This window comes from Algoriphagus confluentis, assembly GCF_036245625.1.
GTDB lineage: Bacteria > Bacteroidota > Bacteroidia > Cytophagales > Cyclobacteriaceae > Algoriphagus > Algoriphagus confluentis.
Genome location: NZ_BTPD01000010.1, coordinates 103,286 through 123,805 on the forward strand (window position 1 = coordinate 103,286; position 20,520 = coordinate 123,805).

Consider the following 20,520-nt stretch of genomic DNA (forward strand, 5'->3'; position numbering starts at 1 on the left):
ATCATGATTAAGTCAATGACCGGCTTTGGTGTAGCTGGATTGGAGAATGAGCAAGTGGTCATTCAGGTGGAAGTCCGTTCGCTTAATTCCAAGTTTTTGGATCTTTCCCTGAGGAGTCCAAGGCAATTTTCAGACAAGGAGCCGGAAATCAGGACACTCGTCCAAACTCACCTAGACAGAGGAAAGGTCAATGTGTCTATTGAATTTGTGCCGAAAGGAGCTGAAAGTCTTCCCGTTACCATCAATAAGGAACTTTTCAAATCGTACTATCAGGAGTTTAAAACCTTGGCCAATGAAGTCGGAGAAGAACCTTCAGACCTGTTCAAATTGGCTCTTCAATCTCCCAATGTGATCAACTCCATTCCTCAGGAAAGAGAGGAAAACGAAGATTGGGATTTGGTGAAACAAGTACTGAAGCAAGCCTTGGTCAAGTGTGATGGATTTAGGGCAGATGAAGGCAAAGCGCTTTATGAAAAGCTAAACGAAAACATTGAGTTGATTCGAAGAGAGTTGGGGGAGATCAAAATCAAAGATCCGATCCGTAAAGCAAGAATCCAAGAGCGCATCCAAGGTCATTTTTCACAGTGGATGGAAGAAAATTCCTTCGATCCCAATCGATTTGAACAGGAATTGATTTATTACTTTGAAAAAATCGACATCACTGAAGAGTTGGTTCGCTTGGAGACCCACCTGAATTATTTCCAAAAGACGATGAATGAAGATGCTCAGCAGGGTAAGAAGTTGGGCTTTATCAGTCAGGAAATCGGAAGGGAAATCAATACGATTGGATCTAAAGCCAATGACGCAGAAATCCAAAAGCATGTCATCTTAATGAAAGACGAGCTGGAAAAGATCAAAGAACAAAGTCTGAATGTACTTTAACCGGATCTTGCCTGTTCTCTAATAAATTTCTGTTTTTCGGATTACCCTTCCTCGTGTTTTGCCTGTCATTGCAGCGTTTTCCACTGCTGGAATTCCGTTTACAATCACGTATTCAATTCCTTTTGGGTATTGGTGAGGATCTATATAGGTGGATTGGTCAATGACCGTTTCCGGATTGAAGATCGTGATATCAGCTACCTTTCCTTTTTCCAAAATTCCTCTATCCTTCAGTCCCAGTGATTCTGCAGAGAGTCCAGTCATTTTGTAAATAGCTGTTTGTAGTGGAAAAAGACTTTTTTCCCTGCTGTAAAGACCAAGTACTCTCGGAAAAGTCCCGTAGGCTCTGGGGTGCGGATGTCCTTCTCCGGGCTGGCTAAGTCTCCCATCCGAACCGATCATGGTCATCGGATGCTTCATAATATTTTCCACATCTTGCTCATCCATCGCATGATAAATAGTCCCCGTTCCACCTCTAAGCTGGGCTTCAATCACCAATTCAGCCCCGTTGGAAACGGTAGGTTCCAATCCAGATTCGACAGCCCAATCGTGAAGGGTTTTTCCTTCTAGGTCTTTTTTCCAGGATACTCTTGAAAACTGAATCCGACGTAAATCGCTTCCACCCCGGTCATTTAGAATGTTGTATTCTATGCCTTCTTTTAACTTTTTCCTTAATTCTGGATCCTCTGTTCTCTCTTTAAATTGATTTCCTTCCAAAGCCCAACTTGGGATCAGGACGCTGAGTCCGGTATGACTGGCAGCATAAGGATACTGGTCAATTCGAATATCAAGTCCGATATTCCGGGCAGAATCCACCAGGGCCAAAGTTTTTTCGCTGGCTCCCCACATTTTCACCCCTATGGCCTTATGATGAGTAAGAATCACTGGGATATTTGCCTCTCTAGAAATAAAAATAGCCTCCCTCACTGCTTCCAAAAGTCCCAATCCCTCCTCGCGGAGGTGGGAAGTATATATTCCACCTTGCTCGCTCGCTTTTTTTGAAAGTGCGATCACTTCGTCTACTTCTGAAAAAGTGCCTGGCAGGTATTTCAATCCTGTGGATATACCGAAAGCCCCTTCTCCCATAGCAATTTCCACCATGGACTCCATTCTTGATAATTCTTCCTGGCTAGGCTTTCTGTCTTCCATGCCCAAGACCTCTTCCCGTATTGTATTATGTCCCACAAGGTAGCCGACATTCAATCCTAAGGGAAATTGGGCCAGAGAATCAAGATAGGGTCCAAAAGGCCAGGGTCCGCCGCCGTCTGGACCGCCAAGTGCAAAAGTAACTCCTTGCCTGACTAAGCTCTCTGCTTGAGGCAGTTGCATAAGCGGTTCCAAGTGAGTGTGCATATCGATAAAACCAGGGCTTACCGCAAGCCCGATGGCATCGATAGTGGTGGCGGCTTTCTTGCTTTTCAAATTACCGATTTCAATTATCCGATCGCCCTTGATTCCAATATCCCCCTTGATCGGATCGCTTCCAGTACCGTCGTAGATGGTTCCATTGAGAATAAGCAGATCAAATTCAGGATTTTGGGAACAACTGAAAATGAAAAGAAATAGAATTAAGGCCAGTCGATTTTTCATTTTGTCTGGGAGGAAATGTCAAGTATAAAGGAATATAAAAAGAAAAGTCTGACCTCAGTAGATCAGACTTTGTCTTCGCGTTCCTTTTCCTCATTAATTGAGCTTGAACCGGATTGGGATGGTCATTCTGGAGCGGACAGCCTGTCCTCTGAATCTTCCCGGTTCCCATTTGGGAGAGGCTTCAATCACTCGTTTGGCCGCTTCGTCCAAACCCTCTCCAGCCGATCTCCTTATGACCACATCTTCGATACTTCCGTCAATATTCACTACAAAGCTGAGAATCACGGTTCCCTCTCGTCCTGCCCGTTGCTCCATTTTGGGATAGACTAGGTTCTTTTTGAGGTATTCGTACCATCCCTGCATACCTCCTACGAAAGAGGCTTGAACTTCTGTAAAATCATAGATTTCGTCAGCATTTTCGATAGTTGGAGGAATACTATCCAAAATCACTGAGGGAAGTTCTGAGGTGGGGTCCACATTCAGATCAAAATTGGGAAGGTCGTCCAAGACAATATCGTCTGGTGTGGGTTTGAACTGTGGAATGACCACAGGGTCAGGTGCCCTTGGAGGTTCCTGAATGGTGATTGGGATATCCAGAATATCCCAATCTGTAATCCCATCTTCCAGATTCATTGGGGGTTTTTCCTCATAAGCCTTCCATTCGAAGGCCGCCAAAACAGCGCCAACTGCAATAAGCAGTCCCAAATTAAGAAAGACTTGATTCCATCTCTGGAGATCAAGTCTCGGGTTCTTTTTGTTTTCCATGGCTGTTAGAGTTTAGTGTATTAAAAAATTAATTTTTATTCTATTGAAAAACTAATCCTCTAACAATAATTAAGAAAAAAGGCTGTCAGTTTTTGCTGACAGCCTCTGCTTGTTTTAGCTTAGTTTGAATCGGATCGGTAGTCTCATTCGAGTACGTACTGGTCTACCTCGCTGCTTACCGGGCTCCCACTTAGGGGCTTCACTTACTACCCTTACAGCTTCTTCGTCACAACCTCCGCCGATACCTCTCAGTACTTCTACGTCCTGAATAGAACCGTCGGTGTTGATTACGAATACTACGATTACTGTCCCTTCGATACCCATTCTTCGTGCTTGAGTTGGATATTTCAGGTTTTTGGAAAGATACTGATTCCATCCTGACATTCCCCCCGGAGGATTGGGTTGGGTTTCTACCACGTCAAAGATTTCGTCTGCTTTTTCTTCTACTGGAGCTTCTGCAATGACTACTTCTTTAATGACTGTGGTTTCTTTCACGTCCACGTCAAAGTTAACCTCGATTTTTTCTTCAATTTCTACCTCATCCGGAATCTCCTCAATGATAGGCTGTTCCATCGGTGGTGGTGGTGGCGGTGGTGGTGGCTGTTCTGTGATAGGCACATCGAGCAGTTCCTCGAAGTTGTCATTGACGGCGCCAAGATCTTTCAAGGCACTGTCGTCAAAAGACTTGTATTCGAAGGCAGCAAGTGTGAGACCTACAGAAACTGCCAAACCAAGGTTGGTGAACATTCCCACCCTCTTGGTCAAGTCAGCTTTAGGAGTCTTTTTTGCTTCCATGAGTTAATTGGTTTATACAGGTTAATATTTTTCCAAAGTGATAACAAGAGTAAGAATAATTGAAGATTATTCCAAAATGAATTTAATGGAAGGCCACTTTCGGTAGATAAGAAATCCGGAGAAAGCACCTATTGCATTGGTAATCATGTCCCAATAATCGAAAGATCGGTAGGGGATAAACTGTTGTGCATATTCCAAGAAGACTCCCATGGCCAATCCAAACACCAGAAAATGGATCCATACTCTCCATTTGTTGCTGAGTGAAGGGGTTCTTCTCAGACTCACTCCGCACCATAGGTAGGTCTGAACGACAAATACCAACCAGTGAATCAACTTGTCCTGAAGATCAAAAACATCAATCTCAGGAAATTGATTTCCCGGGCTCAGCATGGCCCAGAAAAGGAAAATTTGCCAGACTGATGCTAGGAATATTCTCAAATGATCTTATTTATTCACCAATTAGTTCTGCGTAGGCAGCAGCATCCATCAGATCCGAAGGCAGGTCCCCTGAAATTTTCACTTTGACCATCCAGCCGGACTCGTAAGGAGATTCGTTGACCAACTCCGGAGAAGATTCCAATACTTCGTTGACTTCAATAACTTCACCGGTCACCGGCATAAATAAGTCTGAAACGGTTTTGACGGCCTCTACGGTGCCGAATACCTCACCTGCTTCGATGGTTTCGCCGATCGTTTCTACTTCCACATAGACGATGTCTCCCAGTTCTTTTTGAGCAAAATCGGTGATTCCGATGGTTGCAATATCCCCTTCAATTTTTACCCACTCGTGGTCTTTGGTGTACTTTAATTCTTCAGGAAAATTCATAGTTTTTTTATTTACAGAGCGTCAAAATTAAAAGGATTCAGGACAGATTGAAATCTATTGTGACAAATTAAATCTCAATTGTCCACCAAAGGCGGTGGAGGTCCTTCGGTACACGGTAGTGACTCGGGGATCGTTGATTGTTCGCTCAAAATAGATGGTTAGGTTCAGGTTTTGGTTGATCACATATCCTATAGTAGGTCTGAATTGAATATTCAGATTACCATTGGTTACGGTATTGGTTTCCCCGATTTTTCGCTGGACTGTCCGGGTGTCTCCGACTCTGGAGTCTAGCCTAAATTGCAGGTCGTTTTTCAATACTTTTTGACTTCCCTGAATTTTGAATGGAATTTTCACACCTGCTTTGGTATAGGCCAGGGTCAGTCCGAAGTCACTCGTTTTTTGCTCGGTAATTTGTGAGTTAGAGAAATTCAAGCCCAGGTTTCTTTCCTTGTTGTAGTTGACATTGATATTGAATCGATCCTTGGTCAAAAGATCCAGGCCTATAAAAGGCTCAAACCGTTCGGAAAGCACCACTTGATTCAATACATAAATCGGAATAAAAAGTCCATCGTCGTTGACAATGCTCGGATTTTGAATTTGCTGTAAGGAATTGAATAATTCCAGGCCTCTTTGGTATTGAAGTGAGTTTGAAAAATTGCTCACATCATAGGTGGAAGAGTATCCATGAGTAATATTGATGCTGGAGAAGATATCACTTAATCCTTTCAGGCGGGAGAGTCCCCGATAATCCAGTCTCCAGTTGGGAAGAGGTGTTTTGGGAAAAGGATTCAAATTGGCGGTATTGGGATCTTGTCCTCGGTACGCTGCCAAAAATGCAGGTATCAACACATCTTGCCCGTTTATTCCAAACTCGCCCTGTTCGGGGTTAGCCCCATCCAGTCTGGCCTTGATAATGGACCGATAATTTTCAAAATCGGTGAAAAGCGGGGACACATTTTGAGCATTGTCTCTGGAAAAAGTGGTTCCGATGAGAATGGTTGTGATACTGTAAGAGCCTAAGCGATTGGGACTGAGTGATTGGAAATTGCCCGGATTGTCTGATGAATTCCGGAAAATCTCCTGATAGTCCCCGATTTCCCGCTTAGAGGCGGCCAAGGTAATCCTAAAATCACGGACAGGTTCTGCCAATCCGGTTAGACGCAAGTTGGTGGCTCTGTTTTGTCGGAAAGGCTGGGTGAGTTCTACACTAGGAGCCATGTTTCCATTTTCGGAAAGGTCAAATCGGATATTGGGATTCTGACTGCCAAAAACAAAAGCCCAGCCCGGATTATTCCAAGCCCGATCCATGCCCAAAAGGCCGGTATTGGGCATATAGCCAGGTAGGAAGGTCCCTTCTACTACTCCATAATTGAATGTCACCTCTTTTAGCATCATCAAAAATTTCAGCAACTTATTGCTGAATGGTGTGCCTATCGTGTCCTCTGCCGCTACGGAATTCCTTCCCGGTATGCTGGGTCGTTTGGGGGCGTTTAAAGCGGCAAGGCTTTTATTTTTGTTATATAGTTTTAGAAAGTCCAATTTGCCGGTAATGCTTTGGTCTCGGGTATTCTGAATGACGTTACCCAAAGTGTCCCGTTGTCCTATGGCCCCCGTCTGCCAAGTGTAGGAAGTCAGGTAGCGGTATTCTGCCTGAACCCAATCGGTGATTGGCAGTTTGTTGAGGGGAATGGAGTAGTTGACGGTCGCGGTATGATTGTAATTGGTGGTTCGGCCAAATCTCCAGAAGTTGGCACGGACAGAATCTATCTTTGCCTGCGTATCCAAATCTCCCTCCGGTTCATCCACCACTGCCATGGCTCTGGAATCAAAATCTACCCTGAGGCTATTGGAAAGATCCCAGTTTACATTGAATGAACGGTTCATGAAGAAGGATTTTTGGAAAAGAGGGTCCACACCTGCCGTACTCAATTGGTCATTTCTGTACTGTGACCTTACAAAACGGCGGTCTACATCCAATCTGGCTAAGAGTAGGGTAGGGGAAAGGTTGAGACTGAAATCCTTGATCAATTTCAGGTATGGGGATTTCATTCCCTCTGATTTTTTGAAAGGGGCAATTACCCACTCCTTGGGCTGAAAGCTATAGGTCAAATTACCTCGGTTGGTCTTGAATGTATAGCCTTGGATCTGTGCATTGGTCTGGGTCACTGTGCCCACAGCATAGGAAAATGCAAAATTGGACAGATCATAGATTCGGTTTGGAGCTTCAGGATTTGATTTGATTTTCCTTATATTGTTGAAGCTGAGATTCTTTCTGTTGAGTTGGTCCAGGGCGATTTCCCGATAGGCTCTTCGCTGATCTTCAGTTTCAAATTTTCCTAAAGCCACCTCAAAGGGAACATCGGGATTCAGGGGGTCATATTCGGGTCGTGTGGAGGAATTTTCGATGGAAAAGTACATCGGTATGCTTAATCCCAATTCCTTGGGCAAAAGCTTGTCTACTTCCACATTTGTGGATATATCATATTGGGTAGTAGCTGAACGGGTCCTTTGAGATAGCCGGGTTTCCAGTCCTCCAAAACCTATGGAATTGTGCCTTATGGAGGCAGAGACCACAGCTACATCGGCTATTTTGGTGTTGAGGAAGGCATTGGCAGCCCAGCCGTTGCTTTTGGTGAATCCGGTGACCCGGAGTTCGTTTGCCCATATACAAATAGACTTGGAAGAACCGATTCCTGTGCCGGGGTTCCTGACCCCTATCATCATTCCCTGAACTAGGCTCAACTCAGGCCTCCCGACCACCGTCACCTTGTATTGCCTGATGTTCTGAGAAAATGGTAAAGTCAGTGGCGATTGCGTATTGTCACGCTCTACCTTGACACCTACGATTTCCTGAATGGCAATGTCTATTTCGTTTTCTTTTGGCCAAACCAACGTGGGATCATTGCTACCCAAGGGAGAGATGGTCAAAGGTACCTCGATCTCATAGTAGTTGTCTGTGTAGTCTGTCCCCAATCTTAGGAAAGCAGTTACTTCTCCATCTTGGGCATCTTCGCTGTTGGCATGGAAAAACATCTTGATCCGTTCATATTGGACCAGATCAATGGTTAAGTTTTTGAATACTGCTCTTGCATCTTTTGGTGCCAAATCTTCCACACATACCCGGAGAGATTGCTCATTTAATCTTCTTTCTACCGTAGACGTATTGTCTCGGTCACGGACTATTCCGGGAGGAAGCACATAAGGGCTAGACTTGTCACTTCCTTGGGAGTTTTGTTCGATATTTACTACGTCCACCACTACGTTGGAAAGATCAGGTTCTGGAATTTCAAAAAATCCACGCTCAAAGAGCGACTCCTGAAATATCCTCCATTGGCTTCCTACCATTCTGAATTCAGCCATTCTCAGGACTACCGGCTGCTCGAAGTCCGTGAGGTAAGTTCGCATCCACCGGATGGATTTAAACCCGGTGATATCTCCCTGCACTCGGTCTGGTTGCCTTACGGGTATTCTGAATAGGTACCAGTTTACCTCATCCCCCCCGACATTGGCGGTGACTTGGTCTACAATGTAGTTTTGGCCCACATTGAGCTGTCCGGGTCGGAGGTCGATTTCATATTCGTAGTAATTCTCCAGTTCATTGATGGTATTGTCAGTGTTCAAATCTTCATTGTCCGGGGAGTTGGTGCCGGACGGAGTGTAAGGAAGACTAGGGTCGGCAGAGACTGGGGTGTTTCCTTCCAAGCCGTTAAACTTCTTGTATCGCTCCAGAATTTTGATATTGTTGTTGTCAAATTCCTGATCCAGATAGTATTGAAACGCATCTGCAGAAACATCCTGGGTGATTCTGTTTCGGGCTTCAGGAGTCACATTCAGCCGGTCCAAAAATCTTGACCTGAAAAAGTCGACCTCGTCTTCATTTTTCAATCCGTCCAAGCCCACATCCTGATTGATTCTGGAGGCCTCTGAATTGTCAAAAGCCGGGATCAAAAACTGCTCTCTGGTAATCCTTCCCCATTCGTTTTCTCCTGTTTTAGTAGGATCACCATCGGCAGGAAGACCGTTTTCGAAGGCGTGACGGCCATCCTTCATCACGTCCTCGGATATGTCTCCTAAGTTGAGAAATAGCTTACCCCCCGTGGTATTATTTTGATTAAAAATCCCATCTAATACCCGACCGTTTTCTCCCGAAATAAAGGGATCCATCAACCAGAATTCGATGTATTCTATGTTTGTTCGGTCAAAATCCACCTCTGTGGTAATCGCTCGGGTTACCGCTCCATAATTTTGCCTGGGATTGGGCAATAATCCTTCCGGAGTCAGATCCGGGTTGTAATTGTAGATTCCTCTTTCTCTGGGGAAAAAAGCCATTTCAAACAGGGGTTGAGGCACAATGATTACCTCCCTGTCCTGGTTGGGAAATATTTCCTGAGGCACCACTCTGCGGACATAGTGATTTCTCCGGTCCTCTGCACTCAGATTGGTAGGGACACCAGGGCCACTTTCCCTGTAGAAAATATTGTCGATATTGTACCATGCCAGTCTTGCTCTTCGGTAGGCGTTTCCCAAGTTGTCTCCTGCTTGATTGCTCAGATCAAATTTATTGTCTGGAGTTACTGGGGTTGCTCCCAATTTCCAGGTTTGATTAGCTTGTGCTCCAAGAAAAAACGGGGTGACTGCAGCTTCAAAATCATCGATGTAGGAGGCCACATCTCCATCTACTCTGTTGGAAGACCCGGGGATAAGATGGGCAAACTCCGCATTGAACTGGACAAGGGATTTTTCTTTGGTATCAGTGAAAGGTAAAGCATCGGCCAGTTTGGTCAGAAATCGGGACTCATCATTGAAGTTTACATCAAAGCCCCAGAGGCTGTTTCTCAAAGTCTCATTTCCAGTGGCAATTCTTGTCACATTGGGTCTTTCATTGAGGTAGAGAAAAGTACCACCGATATTCAGCTTTTTGCTGGCTAAGTAGTCGAGCCTGGTTCCAAGTAGGCTTCTGGTTTGAAACGAGACCAAATCCGCCTTTTCAAAACTCACATTGATTTGCTTTCCTGATTGCAGAATGGCATCATTGATGATCACCAATCGTCCGACATTGTAATCCACTGTAAAATCGACCCCTTCAGTGAGAGGAATATTTCCTGCCTGTACGATCACCGACCCCGGAGCGATGTTCAAGCCGGGAAGTTGGATTTCGCTTGCAGAACCTGCCGTAAGCCTTCCTTTGATAAAATATTTGTTGAGCCGGGTGACCAGTTCTGCATCGGCTTGGGTTGTACGATAGAGCGTGTCGTAGACGTACTTGTCCTTAAGTACGATTTCTTCGGGATTAAACCTTCGCTCCAAATTGGAACCGAATGGCTCCAAAACAGGGAAAATGAGTAAGCCCCGGTTGGAAATCATCGTCAAGCCTTCCACAAAGTCAAAATTGCCGTCAGGTGCGGGATCATTTTGTGGGTTGAGGTTGTCAAGTCCGGTGAGCCGGATGAGGGGGACATCTTTGACATTGGCCCCTTCCAATAGGGCTGGATTATCCAGACCCGTGCGATCATCCCGGTAAATGATCTGAAGCTGGAAACCATCCCTTAGAATCTGACTGGCATTGAGACTGTAGACGTTTTTCATCATCAGGTCCCAGGTAGGAATTCGGGTGTTGATTCTTGCTGGTCTGAGGAGCTTGAGGAAAATCAGCTCGTCTTCAGCTCTGACTTGGTAGTCTTCGGTCAATTCCCCGACTTTGTAAACTTGCCCATTGTAGGTGTATTCATAGGATACTGCCAGTACTTCGTCGTTTTGAAGTCTTCGAAAAAGGGATAAATAACCCAATTGGGGGTTAAAGAAAAATTCAGTCGGAGCCAGTTTTCTTGCGCCGTTGATTTGCTCAAAATCCACTCCCTTCCTCAAACCCAAGTCTGATTCCATGGCTCTTGCGCCCGTGTCAAAAGGCCGGTAGCTGGGGTTAGTTGAAATATTCGAATAAAGAAGGTTGGCTCCGTTTCCCGCAGGTGCATTGGGATCTCCGTTGCCGATGGAGGGGTTCGAAGGATTGTAAATGACCCGACCTTCGCCCAAATCCAAAAATGCCGCAAAATTCCTCAGGGTTTCGGTATTGGTAGCACGGTTCATAATATAGACTTCGATTCGGGTCACATTCACTCCTGAAAGTACCTGAGGGAGTCCTCTCAGCCATCTCTCATAGTTATCCCTGAAAAAATGAGAAAGGAAAAAGTGTCGGTTTTCGTCGTACCTGGAGGCTTGGATGTCAAAAGCTCTTCCTTGCCCATTTGCGTCGATTACCAGGTTGTCTCTTCGGCCTCTTTGGGTGGAGGCTACAGCGGTCACATTTAATTTTCCAAAGCGCATTTGGGTTTTTACCCCGAAAAGGTTCTGAGCCCCCTGAATCAATCGGTTTTGAACGGGCATACTCACATTGCCTATTTCAATGGATTGAATGATGTCTTCATCAAAGCCATCGTACTCAACCTTGAGTTGATTTTGAAAATCGAAAGAGTTGTTGGAATCAAAGTTGGCGGCGATTTTCATTTTTTCACCCAAACTTCCATTGACGGCCATTTGGATCTGCTGCTGGAAATTGAATCCCCCGTTTTGCTGCTGCCTAATTGGCAAGGTGGGATTGTCAACTCGTCGGAAAATCGCACCAAAATCCAGATTGACATACCCTGTGGGGACTATGTTGATTTGATCACCGCCAAAAATCCGGTCAAAAGAGGGACTGACTGTGAGCGGAGGGATGAGGTTCCTGCCTTCCACGGCACTTTCTCCGTCCATTCCCCGGGCACGGGATCTCCAATAATCCTGCCTGACCCGATATTCCTGAATTTTCGAAAACTCATCAAAACTGTATTCTTGTTCGTTGCCGATTCGGGCGCTGTCTACCTGATCCTGAATGTTGTATCTCAGGGTAGAATCCATTCGGACTTCTACGGACTGGTCTACCGGAGAGAGGGGCAGAAATGGGGACCGCTGTTTCAAAAAAGGGTTGCTGTATGGAAACAGGGGATTTGTCCTCAGATTTTGCCACAGCAAAAAGGAGGGGGCAAGTCTTCTAGAATTGAGAGAATCTATTCGAGCTTGGATACTGTCTCGTTCTCCTGTCTGCTGAGCATGTACTGGGGATAGATTTAACAGACAAATCAGCAGGATCAATCCAACAGGGATCAAGCTTCCAGGCTTCCTCCTGCAAAAAGTCAGTAAGTCCTTAAAGTTCAATCCAGATTCAAATTAAGGTGTCTTTAAAGATGCTTTAATTAAATCTTCTAAGGAAATTTCTCCGTTTGTTTTTTTCAGCACCTGTGTGATATTTTTCTCAGCGACTGCTTTCGGGAAGCCCAAAGTAATCAATGCTTGTAACGCCTCTTCGCGGACTTTATTGCCGGAATGCAAGAAGCCAAGAGGTGCGGTCGTTTCGGTGCCAGAGCCTTTGCCCAGCTTGTCTTTCAGCTCCAAAATAATCCTTTGAGCGGTTTTGCTTCCGATTCCTTTCACTGCCTGAATGGTGGCCACGTCATTGGATAGGATTGCTTGCTCGATTTCTTCTGAGCTAAGTGAAGATAAGATCATCAAACCCGTATTTGGGCCTACCCCATTGATGGACAAGAGCAGGAGAAAAAGATTTTTCTCCCGCTCTTCTTTGAATCCGTAGAGGGTATGTGCATCCTCCTTGATATGAAGGTAGGTAAGGAGCTTGAGTTGCTCCTCATCCTTGATTCGACTGTAGGTTTGTAGGGATATTTTGACTTGATAGCCTACCCCTCCCACGTCCAGGATGACATAGGTAGGATCTTTGAAAACCAAGCGACCATTTAAGTAGGCGATCATAACATGTTTCCTGAAGATTGGGCATCTACCACGGCAATGGCGACCATGTTGACAATCTCCCGGATGGAACTCCCCAGCTGCAGGATGTGAACAGGTTTATTCATTCCCAATAGAATGGGCCCGATAGCTTCTGCATTGCCCAGTTCTGCCAGAAGTTTATAGGCAATATTTGATGAAGAAAGGTCAGGAAAAATCAGGGTATTTACCGGCTGATTGGCCAACACTGAGAAGGGATAAACCTCCCGCTGAATGTCCTGATTGAGCGCCACATTCGCCTGCATTTCTCCTTCGATGACCAAGTCAGGATATTTCGCTTTGGCCAATGCAGTAGCTTTAGCCATTTTGGTAGCCGTTTCGCCTTGAGCAGACCCAAAGTTAGAGTAAGAAAGCAAGGCGATTCTTGGTTCCATATTGAAAAACTTCACGGCATTGGCTGTGAGGCCGATGATATCTACCAATTCCTCGGCGGTGGGGTTGACATTGACCGTGGCGTCGGAAAAGAAATAAGGCCCCTTTGGCGTATTCATGATGTACATCCCTGCCACTCGATTTACACCGGGTTTCACTCCGATGGCATGCAGTGAAGGGAGAATAGTCTTCGGATAATCTCTGGTAAGACCGGAGATGAATGCATCGGCATCTCCTTTCTCCACCATCATGGCCCCAAAGTAATTTCTCTCTCTTACCAGCCGATGGGCATCATGCACGGTCATGCCTTTTCGTTTTCTTTTTTCGTAGAGGAAATTTCCGAATTCGAGAAGCTTTTCAGTCTCTGAAATGGGATCGATTATGGTGACGGTGGCTAAATCCAGGGAGTTGGTTTCGATTAGAGAAAGGATCTTTTCCCGATTGCCCAAAAGGATAGGAATAGCAATTTTTTCATCCCGAATGAGTTGAGCTGCTTTGAGAATTTTGAGGTTGTCCGCTTCCCCAAAGACCACCCGTTTCGGGTCTTTTTTGGCTCGGCCAATGACCACTTGCATGAGTCGCTGATCGATACCGATTCTTTTTTGAAGCTCAAGTTCGTACCCTTCCCAATCGGTAATGATTTTTTTGGCCACTCCGGAATCAATAGCAGCTTTGGCTACAGCAGGAGCGATTGTCGTGATCAATCGGGGGTCCACCGGCTTGGGAATCAGGTAAAGTTTGCCAAAGGAAAGACTGTTGTCCCCGTAGGCCTTGTTCACGGTTTCAGGTACTGGTTCTTTGGCGAGCTTGGCAATGGCCCGGGCTGCCGCTAATTTCATTTCTTCGTTGATGACTGTGGCTCTTACGTCCAAGGCACCTCTGAAGATGTAAGGGAAACCCAATACATTATTCACCTGATTGGGATGATCAGACCTGCCAGTGGCCATAATCACATCTTCTCTTGCCGCGATGGCTGTGTAATAATCGATCTCCGGGTCAGGATTTGCCAAGGCAAAGACAATGGGATTCGGTGCCATGGTTTTGATCATTTCAGGAGAAATGATATTGCCTGCAGAAAGGCCCAAAAATACATCAGCTCCGGGAAGAGCCTCTGCAATGGTAGTGATATCCTGATGGGTCGCAAACTCCCGGTGGATGTCCAATATCCCCTCCCGGTCAGTACGAATCACCCCGTCTTTGTCACAGACAATGACATGGTCTTTTTGAATTCCCAAACTGATGTAAAATCTCAGGCAGGAAATGGCTGCGGCCCCCGCACCGCTGACTACCAGGCGGATGTCTTCGATTTTTTTACCGACCAGTTCCAAGGCATTGACCAATGCCGCTCCGGAAATTATGGCAGTTCCATGCTGATCGTCGTGCATCACAGGAATATTCATTTCCTGCTTCAGGGTCTGCTCGATTTCGAAGCATTCTGGTGCTTTAATGTCCTCTAGATTGATTCCACCAAAGGTGGGCTCAAGAGAGCGAATGATTTGAATGAGTTTTTTGGGGTCGGTTTCATTGATTTCGAGATCAAAAACATCGATTCCAGCAAACTTCTTAAAGAGTACGCCTTTTCCTTCCATAACCGGTTTGGAGGCAGAAGGTCCGATGTTTCCCAGACCTAAGACAGCTGTACCGTTTGAAATGACGGCGACCAAGTTTCCCTTGGCAGTGTATTTGTAAATTTTCTCCTCGTCTTCGGCAATTTCCTTACAGGGCTCAGCCACTCCAGGAGAATAGGCCAAGGCAAGGTCTAGCTGACTGGAAACGGGCTTGGTAGGGATAACTTCAATTTTTCCGGGGGAGCCTTGGCTATGGTAATTTAAGGCATCCTGTTTTCGGATTTTGATGGACATAAATGATGGGTTAGACTGGGTTTAGGCTCCCTGGTTTTCCATCCAACTTACATCCGTATTGAGTAGAATGGTTTGGATTTCTCTCAATGCATCCCGGTGGATTTCATTGGGAAAATAGACAAATCCCTCCATGTAATATAGCTTACCTTTTGCCTCATCTACCATGAGATAGCCAAGATAAGTACCGCCCATACTGATGTTGTTGGTCTTCCAGGTACCCCTGATTTCGACGGTAAAATTATCATTTATCACTAGGTTTCTGAATGCCGGAGGAATTTGTTTTTCGGTTACCAGATAGGAATTTGGGTTTTCGGGGTCCCCAAAAATCCTCGTTTTGGTGATTGAGTCTCTGAGAGTCACGATGTTTTCAGGAAAAGTCTGCTCTTCTGAAGTATAATCCATTTCGTAAAAAAACAGGCTGATATCCGGTCTTTTTTCGGTAGGGGAAGGTTGTCTTAGCCATAGAAATCCTGGTTCGCTTTTGGCAATTTGGTAGGAAACTGGTGGTTGAATCTGAATTCCCAGATTGTTTCTCGCTTCATGCTGAGCAGCTGAATTTTTTCTTGCCAGCAAAGCCTTTTCCAATCGGCCTCTTTCCCGTACTTCGAAAAGGTTTTGAAGCCGATCTTTATTTTTTCGAAGATTGGCAATGAGTTCTTCCTCATTGTTGCCAAATAGATACAATACTTCCTGACCTATGGCATATTCGTCCTCCATCCTCAAGGAATACAGACCTGGGTCAGCTGCAGCCTTTTCTTTGGACTCTTTGGAAAACTGCGCATTAATCACCTGGCTACCACCGCTTTTGTCGTCAAAAGTGGTCACATAGACCAGATTGGTAAACATTTTCAGCATCCGAGTCATCCCTCTGGGATCTACCCGATGTACCTTAAACATGGGTTCAGAGCGAAGCATCCCAGGTAAATCTGATTCAAAAATACCCCTTAGCTCTTCCCCGACTGGGCCCGCCCATTTTGCAGAATCTATGGCCAGGACAATCTCACCAATGGATCCTTTGGCCTTGGGTTTGCTGCCTCCAAAGCCCTCTTTACCCTCTCCGCAGGAGAATAGGCTAAGGGCTGAAAGAATCAAAATTATATGGGTAAATCGTTTCATTTCGAAGTTTTTTAAGTCATGAATTAATCTCCAAATACCTCAGAAAATGAAGGAATGGGGAGGATTTATTTTTTTTCATCCAGTAATCAACCGATGATCAGTTTTTGCCCGGGTTTGATGTTGTTGGAGTTGAGGTTGTTTAGCCTTTTGATTTGCTCTACAGTGAGCGAATGCTTTTTAGAAATGATCCAAAGCGAATCTCCAGGGCGTACGGTGTAAGTCTTGGAGCCAGATGAGGAATTTTCTGCCAGGGTACCCGATGGGGATGAATTCCCGGAGTAGATTTTCAAAGTTTGACCTACTTTGATCAGGTTGGAGTTGAGATGGTTCCAATCCTTGAGTTGGGTTACAGTTACCCCGTGGTTGGAAGCTATTTTACCCAAGACATCTCCTGACCTTACCCGGTAAGTAACAGCTTCCCTATTGACAGCAGCCACAGCCTCATTTACAGGTACCACCTGGGAAGCTAGTAGCAAGGTTGGAGCATTGCCCAGAGAATCACCAATCCAAGCCAGATTCTCTTTCAAAAACATGGATTTGTTTTTGGGGATTCGTACCGCCATGGACCTGTTGGATTCAGGAATGTTTCGGTTTTTGATGCTGGGATTGAGTTCTTCCAAATCTTTCAGGCAGATATCAGTTAGTTCAGCCAGTTTTTCCATTCTAAATGCCCTATCAAACCGAATCTTTTCGTATTCGATAGGGTAGGTGGGTTCTTCCAGATTGAAATTATGCTCTTCCAAGTGATTCAGAATATAAAGCATCGCCTGAAATTGAGGAACGTATCCGCGAGTTTCTCGAGGGAGGTAATTGTATATTCCCCAGAAGGTGGTTTTTCCTCCAGAACGGCGGATAGCTTTTCGGACATTTCCCGGGCCACAATTGTAAGCTGCCAAAGCAACTTCCCAATTTCCAAACATTCGATAAAGTGACTTCAAATATTTAGCCGCTGCATCAGTGCTCATTTCAGGGTCCATGCGGTCATCCACATCGGAGTTGACATACATGCCATACATCCTTCCTGTAGCCGGCATAAACTGCCAAAGCCCCATTGCACCCACTCTGGATCGAATCTGAGGATCCAATCCGGATTCGATGATGGAGAGGTATTGGATTTCCACCGGCATCTCGTGCTTCTTCATGGTTGACTCGAAGAGGGGGAAAAACTTATCCTTTCTTGCCAAAACCATTTTGGTGTACTCTCGATTTCTGACGGTGAAGTATTGGATGAAGGAAAAAATCCGGTCATTGAGCTCAAAGGGCATATCCGTTTTCATGGATTTGATTCTTTGCTCCACTTCTTTGTAGGTGAAGTCGGGAATGTATTCGTAGTGGTAATTGGGAAGAATCTCTTCATTGAGAGCGGAAGCCACTTCTAGGGGTTCTTCCTGAGAAAAGACTTCGGTCATGGGAATCAAACATACTGCCAGTGAGCTGAGGATGGTTCTATGCCAAGTCATTTTCATAAGGTTTTATTTAGGTTGTTAATTCTGTCAAATAATTACTAAAAGCGTACAATTCAGCTTCTTTGTAGGAATTGGCGATTACCTGTAGACCAATCGGCATGCCATTTTGGTCTTTTCCGTTAGGAAGGGAAATAGCCGGTACTCCTGAGACTGAAGCCTGAACGGTGAATAGATCCTCCAAATACATCGCAACGGGGTCTCCACTGTGCTCACCAAACTTAAACGCTGTAGTTGGCGTAGTCGGCATGATAAGATAATCAAAATCATCCAAAAGATTCTCTGTGAAGTCTTTGATTATTCTTCTTACCCGTTGAGCTTTAGTAAAATAGGCATCATAATAACTTGCCGATAGCACGAATGTTCCCAGCATGATTCTCCGCTTCACTTCCTCTCCAAAACCTTCACTTCGGGTCAGCTTGTACATGGACTCCAGATTATGGGCATTGGGAGACCGATAGCCGTATTTGACTCCGTCAAATCTGGAAAGATTAGAGCTTGCTTCCGCTGTGGTCAAAATATAGTAAGTCGGAAGCGTGTATTTCAAAAGGGGGAAATGAACCTCCTTCACTTCGTGTCCTTCCGCTTTTAGTTTCTCCAAAATAGCCTCGGTTTGGACTTTGATTTCCGGCTGAAGAGCAGGAGATTCCAGGGTTTCGGTGAAATAGGCCACTTTCACTTTTTTTTCAAAGTGAAGTAATTCACTGTAATGATGAACTGGTTTCCGGGAGGAAGTGCTGTCAAATTCATCGTGTCCAGCCATCACTTCCATCACCAAAGCATTGTCTTTTACGGTTTTGGAGAAAACTCCAATGGTGTCAAAAGAAGAGGCATAGGCAATCAATCCCCATCTGGAAACTCTGGAATAGGTGGGCTTCATGCCAATGACTCCTGTAAAAGCTGCGGGTTGACGGACAGAACCTCCGGTATCCGTACCTAACGAAACCGTGCAGAGATTGGCTTGGACAGCCACGGCAGAACCGCCCGATGAGCCTCCGGGTACCCGGCTTTCATCCAGCGCATTCAATACTTTTCCATGTGCCGAATTCTCGTTGGAGCTGCCCATCCCAAATTCGTCACAGTTGAGTCTACCGATGATGATGGCGTCTTCATTGATCAATCGCTGTACTGCCGTGGACGTATATTGGGAAATGTATCCTTTGAGGATATTTGAAGAGGCATTGGATTCATGACCTGAAAAATTGAGAACGTCTTTGATTCCGATGACCATTCCGGCAAGCTTACCGGCTTTTCCTTTGGAAATTTTCTCGTCAATTTGCTCTGCCTGTTGGAGAGCGGATTGGGCATAAACTTCGACGAAGGCGTTGAGATGCGCCTTCGTCTGGATGTTATTTAAATAATACGTGACTATTGACTTGCAATCAGCCTCTCTCTTTTCGAGCGATTTTTTTATATCGTCGAAGGAATCGAATTTTTCCAATGTGAATTGGCTTTAGAGATTATTTCTTTTTGTCTTTCAGCCCATCTTCAAGATCGTTCTGAATTTCCTTGGTGGCATCTTTGAATTCTCTGATGCCACGACCCAATCCTCGGGCCAATTCAGGGATCCTTTTAGCACCAAAGAGCAGAAGGATAACGAGGATGATGAGAATCAAAGAACCTCCGCCCATGTTTTGAATGAAACCTAATGTAAGCATGATGGTGTGTGTTTAAGGATATATAAGATAACAAAGATACAACTGTCCCCCGCATAGCCAAAGTTCCCGGCTGTAGAGGTGCATCTTTTTTATGAAGCTACGAATTTTTGACCTATTTGGACGTAATCCATGTTGCAGGGTCCATGATTTGCAATCCTTTCCAAGTTTGGAAGTGAACTTCGGCCTGTCCTTCGGCATTGGTAGCTACCTGTCCGATGATATCTTTGGCTTTGACCTCCTGTCCTGATTTTACGGTGATGGTTTTGAGTCGGCTGTACATAGTAAAATACTCCCCATGTTTGATAATCAGAGTGTTTCCATACCCAGGAATGGTGGTGATTTTGGTGACCACCCCGTCAAACACCGCTCGGACGTTGGAGTTGGGTTGAGTGCGAATGTCAATTCCGTCACTATCCAGGGTGATTCCTTTCAAGGTCGGGTGAGGGTAAGTTCCATAGCGTTGGGTAATAAAGCCCGTCTCCACGGGCCAAGGGAGTTTTCCCCGGTTACCAGCGAACGAGCTGGAAAGCGCTGCTGCCTCAGGAGTCATAGGCATGGAAGTTCCCGCTTTTTTGGTCGTGGTGCTGTTTTCTTTTCTAGCAGCAGCCTCAGCCAATCGGATTTCTTCCTCAATAGCCGCTTTGATCATTCGGTTGAGTTGTTCCTGCTGTTTCTTGGTTGCTGTAATTTGTTTCTGGATATCTCGTTCTTTTCGGGAAAGGGTATTGACCACCGATTGTTGGTTTTTTCTCAGGTTTTCGAGTTTTTCTCGCTCGGTTTTTTCCTCGGCCAAGACTACCTCTTTTTCGGCTTTTCTTTCATCGAGTAGGACCCGCTGTTCGGCCAGCTGCTCGGTAAGCTTGACTATCTGTTCGGCTTGTTGTTTTCGGCTATCGCTGTACTGCTTGAGGTATTTTAATCGCATGTAGAGCTGATTGAAATTGGCCGAACTGAACACAAAAGCCACAATGGAAAGTCCCCGATTGAGCTTGGAAGAGTTGTAAATCATTCGGGCATACTCTGCCTTCAATTCTTTGAGCTGCTTTTCCTGCATCTCGATTTTTCGCTCGGTTTCCTGGATTTCCTGATTGATCAGACGAACTTCTCTGTCCAAAGTAGTGACCAACCGGCTTTGGGTCTGGAATTGTTGGGTGATCGCATTCAGTTCGCCAATAGAGGTCCTTTTGGTGGCGGTGGTTTGCTTGAGGATTGCATCAAACTCCCGGAGTCGTGCCTGCACTTCGGCTTTTTCCCGTTCGAGATCTTCTCTTGATTTTTTGGTCTGAGGAAATGCGTCTTTACCCAGGCCAAAAACCAACAGCATGACTAAAAAAAACCGGAAAAAAGACGTCATATCA

The 20,520-nt window shown here is 45.3% G+C and carries 14 protein-coding genes; 1 reads left to right on the forward strand and 13 read right to left on the reverse strand.

Features of this window, described 5'->3' with window-relative positions; genetic code table 11:
• Positions 1-3: 3 nt before the first annotated feature.
• Positions 4-882, forward strand: coding sequence for a YicC/YloC family endoribonuclease (locus tag AAA943_RS15805; protein WP_338225244.1), 879 nt, complete (start codon positions 4-6; stop codon positions 880-882).
• An 18-nt stretch (positions 883-900) separates the two neighbouring features.
• On the opposite strand, the gene AAA943_RS15810 is transcribed toward AAA943_RS15805, so the two are convergent.
• The 13 genes from AAA943_RS15810 to AAA943_RS15870 all read right to left on the reverse strand — a co-directional run bounded on the left by AAA943_RS15810 (position 901) and on the right by AAA943_RS15870 (position 20,516).
• Positions 901-2,469: an N-acyl-D-amino-acid deacylase family protein gene (locus AAA943_RS15810; RefSeq protein WP_338225245.1), complete on the reverse strand. Its 1,569-nt coding sequence runs from the start codon at positions 2,467-2,469 to the stop codon at positions 901-903.
• A 93-nt stretch (positions 2,470-2,562) separates the two neighbouring features.
• Positions 2,563-3,234, reverse strand: coding sequence for an energy transducer TonB (locus AAA943_RS15815; RefSeq protein ID WP_338225246.1), 672 nt, complete (start codon positions 3,232-3,234; stop codon positions 2,563-2,565).
• 114 nt (positions 3,235-3,348) lie between these two features.
• Positions 3,349-4,029, reverse strand: a complete 681-nt coding sequence (locus AAA943_RS15820) for an energy transducer TonB (RefSeq protein ID WP_338225247.1) — start codon at positions 4,027-4,029, stop codon at positions 3,349-3,351.
• A gap of 66 nt (positions 4,030-4,095) precedes the next feature.
• Positions 4,096-4,467 carry a VanZ family protein gene (locus tag AAA943_RS15825; RefSeq protein ID WP_338225248.1) on the reverse strand — a complete coding sequence of 124 codons (372 nt, stop codon included), beginning with the start codon at positions 4,465-4,467 and terminating at the stop codon, positions 4,096-4,098.
• 10 nt (positions 4,468-4,477) lie between these two features.
• Entirely contained in the window at positions 4,478-4,855 is a 378-nt protein-coding gene (gcvH, locus tag AAA943_RS15830; RefSeq protein ID WP_338225249.1) for a glycine cleavage system protein GcvH, read from the reverse strand.
• A gap of 54 nt (positions 4,856-4,909) precedes the next feature.
• The gene (gene sov, locus AAA943_RS15835) at positions 4,910-11,809 is read right to left on the reverse strand and encodes a T9SS outer membrane translocon Sov/SprA (RefSeq protein ID WP_338225250.1); all 6,900 of its coding nucleotides are present in this window, start codon (positions 11,807-11,809) and stop codon (positions 4,910-4,912) included.
• Between the two features lie 249 nt (positions 11,810-12,058).
• Positions 12,059-12,655: a Holliday junction branch migration protein RuvA gene (gene ruvA / locus AAA943_RS15840; protein ID WP_338225251.1), complete on the reverse strand. Its 597-nt coding sequence runs from the start codon at positions 12,653-12,655 to the stop codon at positions 12,059-12,061.
• Positions 12,652-14,925, reverse strand: a complete 2,274-nt coding sequence (locus AAA943_RS15845) for an NADP-dependent malic enzyme (protein ID WP_338225252.1) — start codon at positions 14,923-14,925, stop codon at positions 12,652-12,654. Before AAA943_RS15845 ends, ruvA begins: the two co-directional genes overlap by 4 nt.
• 21 nt (positions 14,926-14,946) lie before the next feature.
• The gene (locus tag AAA943_RS15850) at positions 14,947-16,041 is read right to left on the reverse strand and encodes a DUF4837 family protein (protein ID WP_338225253.1); all 1,095 of its coding nucleotides are present in this window, start codon (positions 16,039-16,041) and stop codon (positions 14,947-14,949) included.
• 86 nt (positions 16,042-16,127) lie between these two features.
• Positions 16,128-17,501 carry a LysM peptidoglycan-binding domain-containing protein gene (locus tag AAA943_RS15855; protein ID WP_338225254.1) on the reverse strand — a complete coding sequence of 458 codons (1,374 nt, stop codon included), beginning with the start codon at positions 17,499-17,501 and terminating at the stop codon, positions 16,128-16,130.
• Positions 17,502-17,517: 16 nt separating this feature from the next.
• A complete protein-coding gene (gatA, locus tag AAA943_RS15860) occupies positions 17,518-18,945 on the reverse strand; it encodes an Asp-tRNA(Asn)/Glu-tRNA(Gln) amidotransferase subunit GatA (protein ID WP_338225255.1) in 1,428 nt (475 codons plus the stop codon).
• 19 nt (positions 18,946-18,964) lie between these two features.
• Positions 18,965-19,162, reverse strand: coding sequence for a twin-arginine translocase TatA/TatE family subunit (tatA, locus tag AAA943_RS15865; RefSeq protein ID WP_338219696.1), 198 nt, complete (start codon positions 19,160-19,162; stop codon positions 18,965-18,967).
• 112 nt (positions 19,163-19,274) lie between these two features.
• Complete coding sequence (locus tag AAA943_RS15870) at positions 19,275-20,516, reverse strand: murein hydrolase activator EnvC family protein (RefSeq protein WP_338225256.1); 1,242 nt, start codon at positions 20,514-20,516, stop codon at positions 19,275-19,277.
• Positions 20,517-20,520 lie beyond the last annotated feature (4 nt).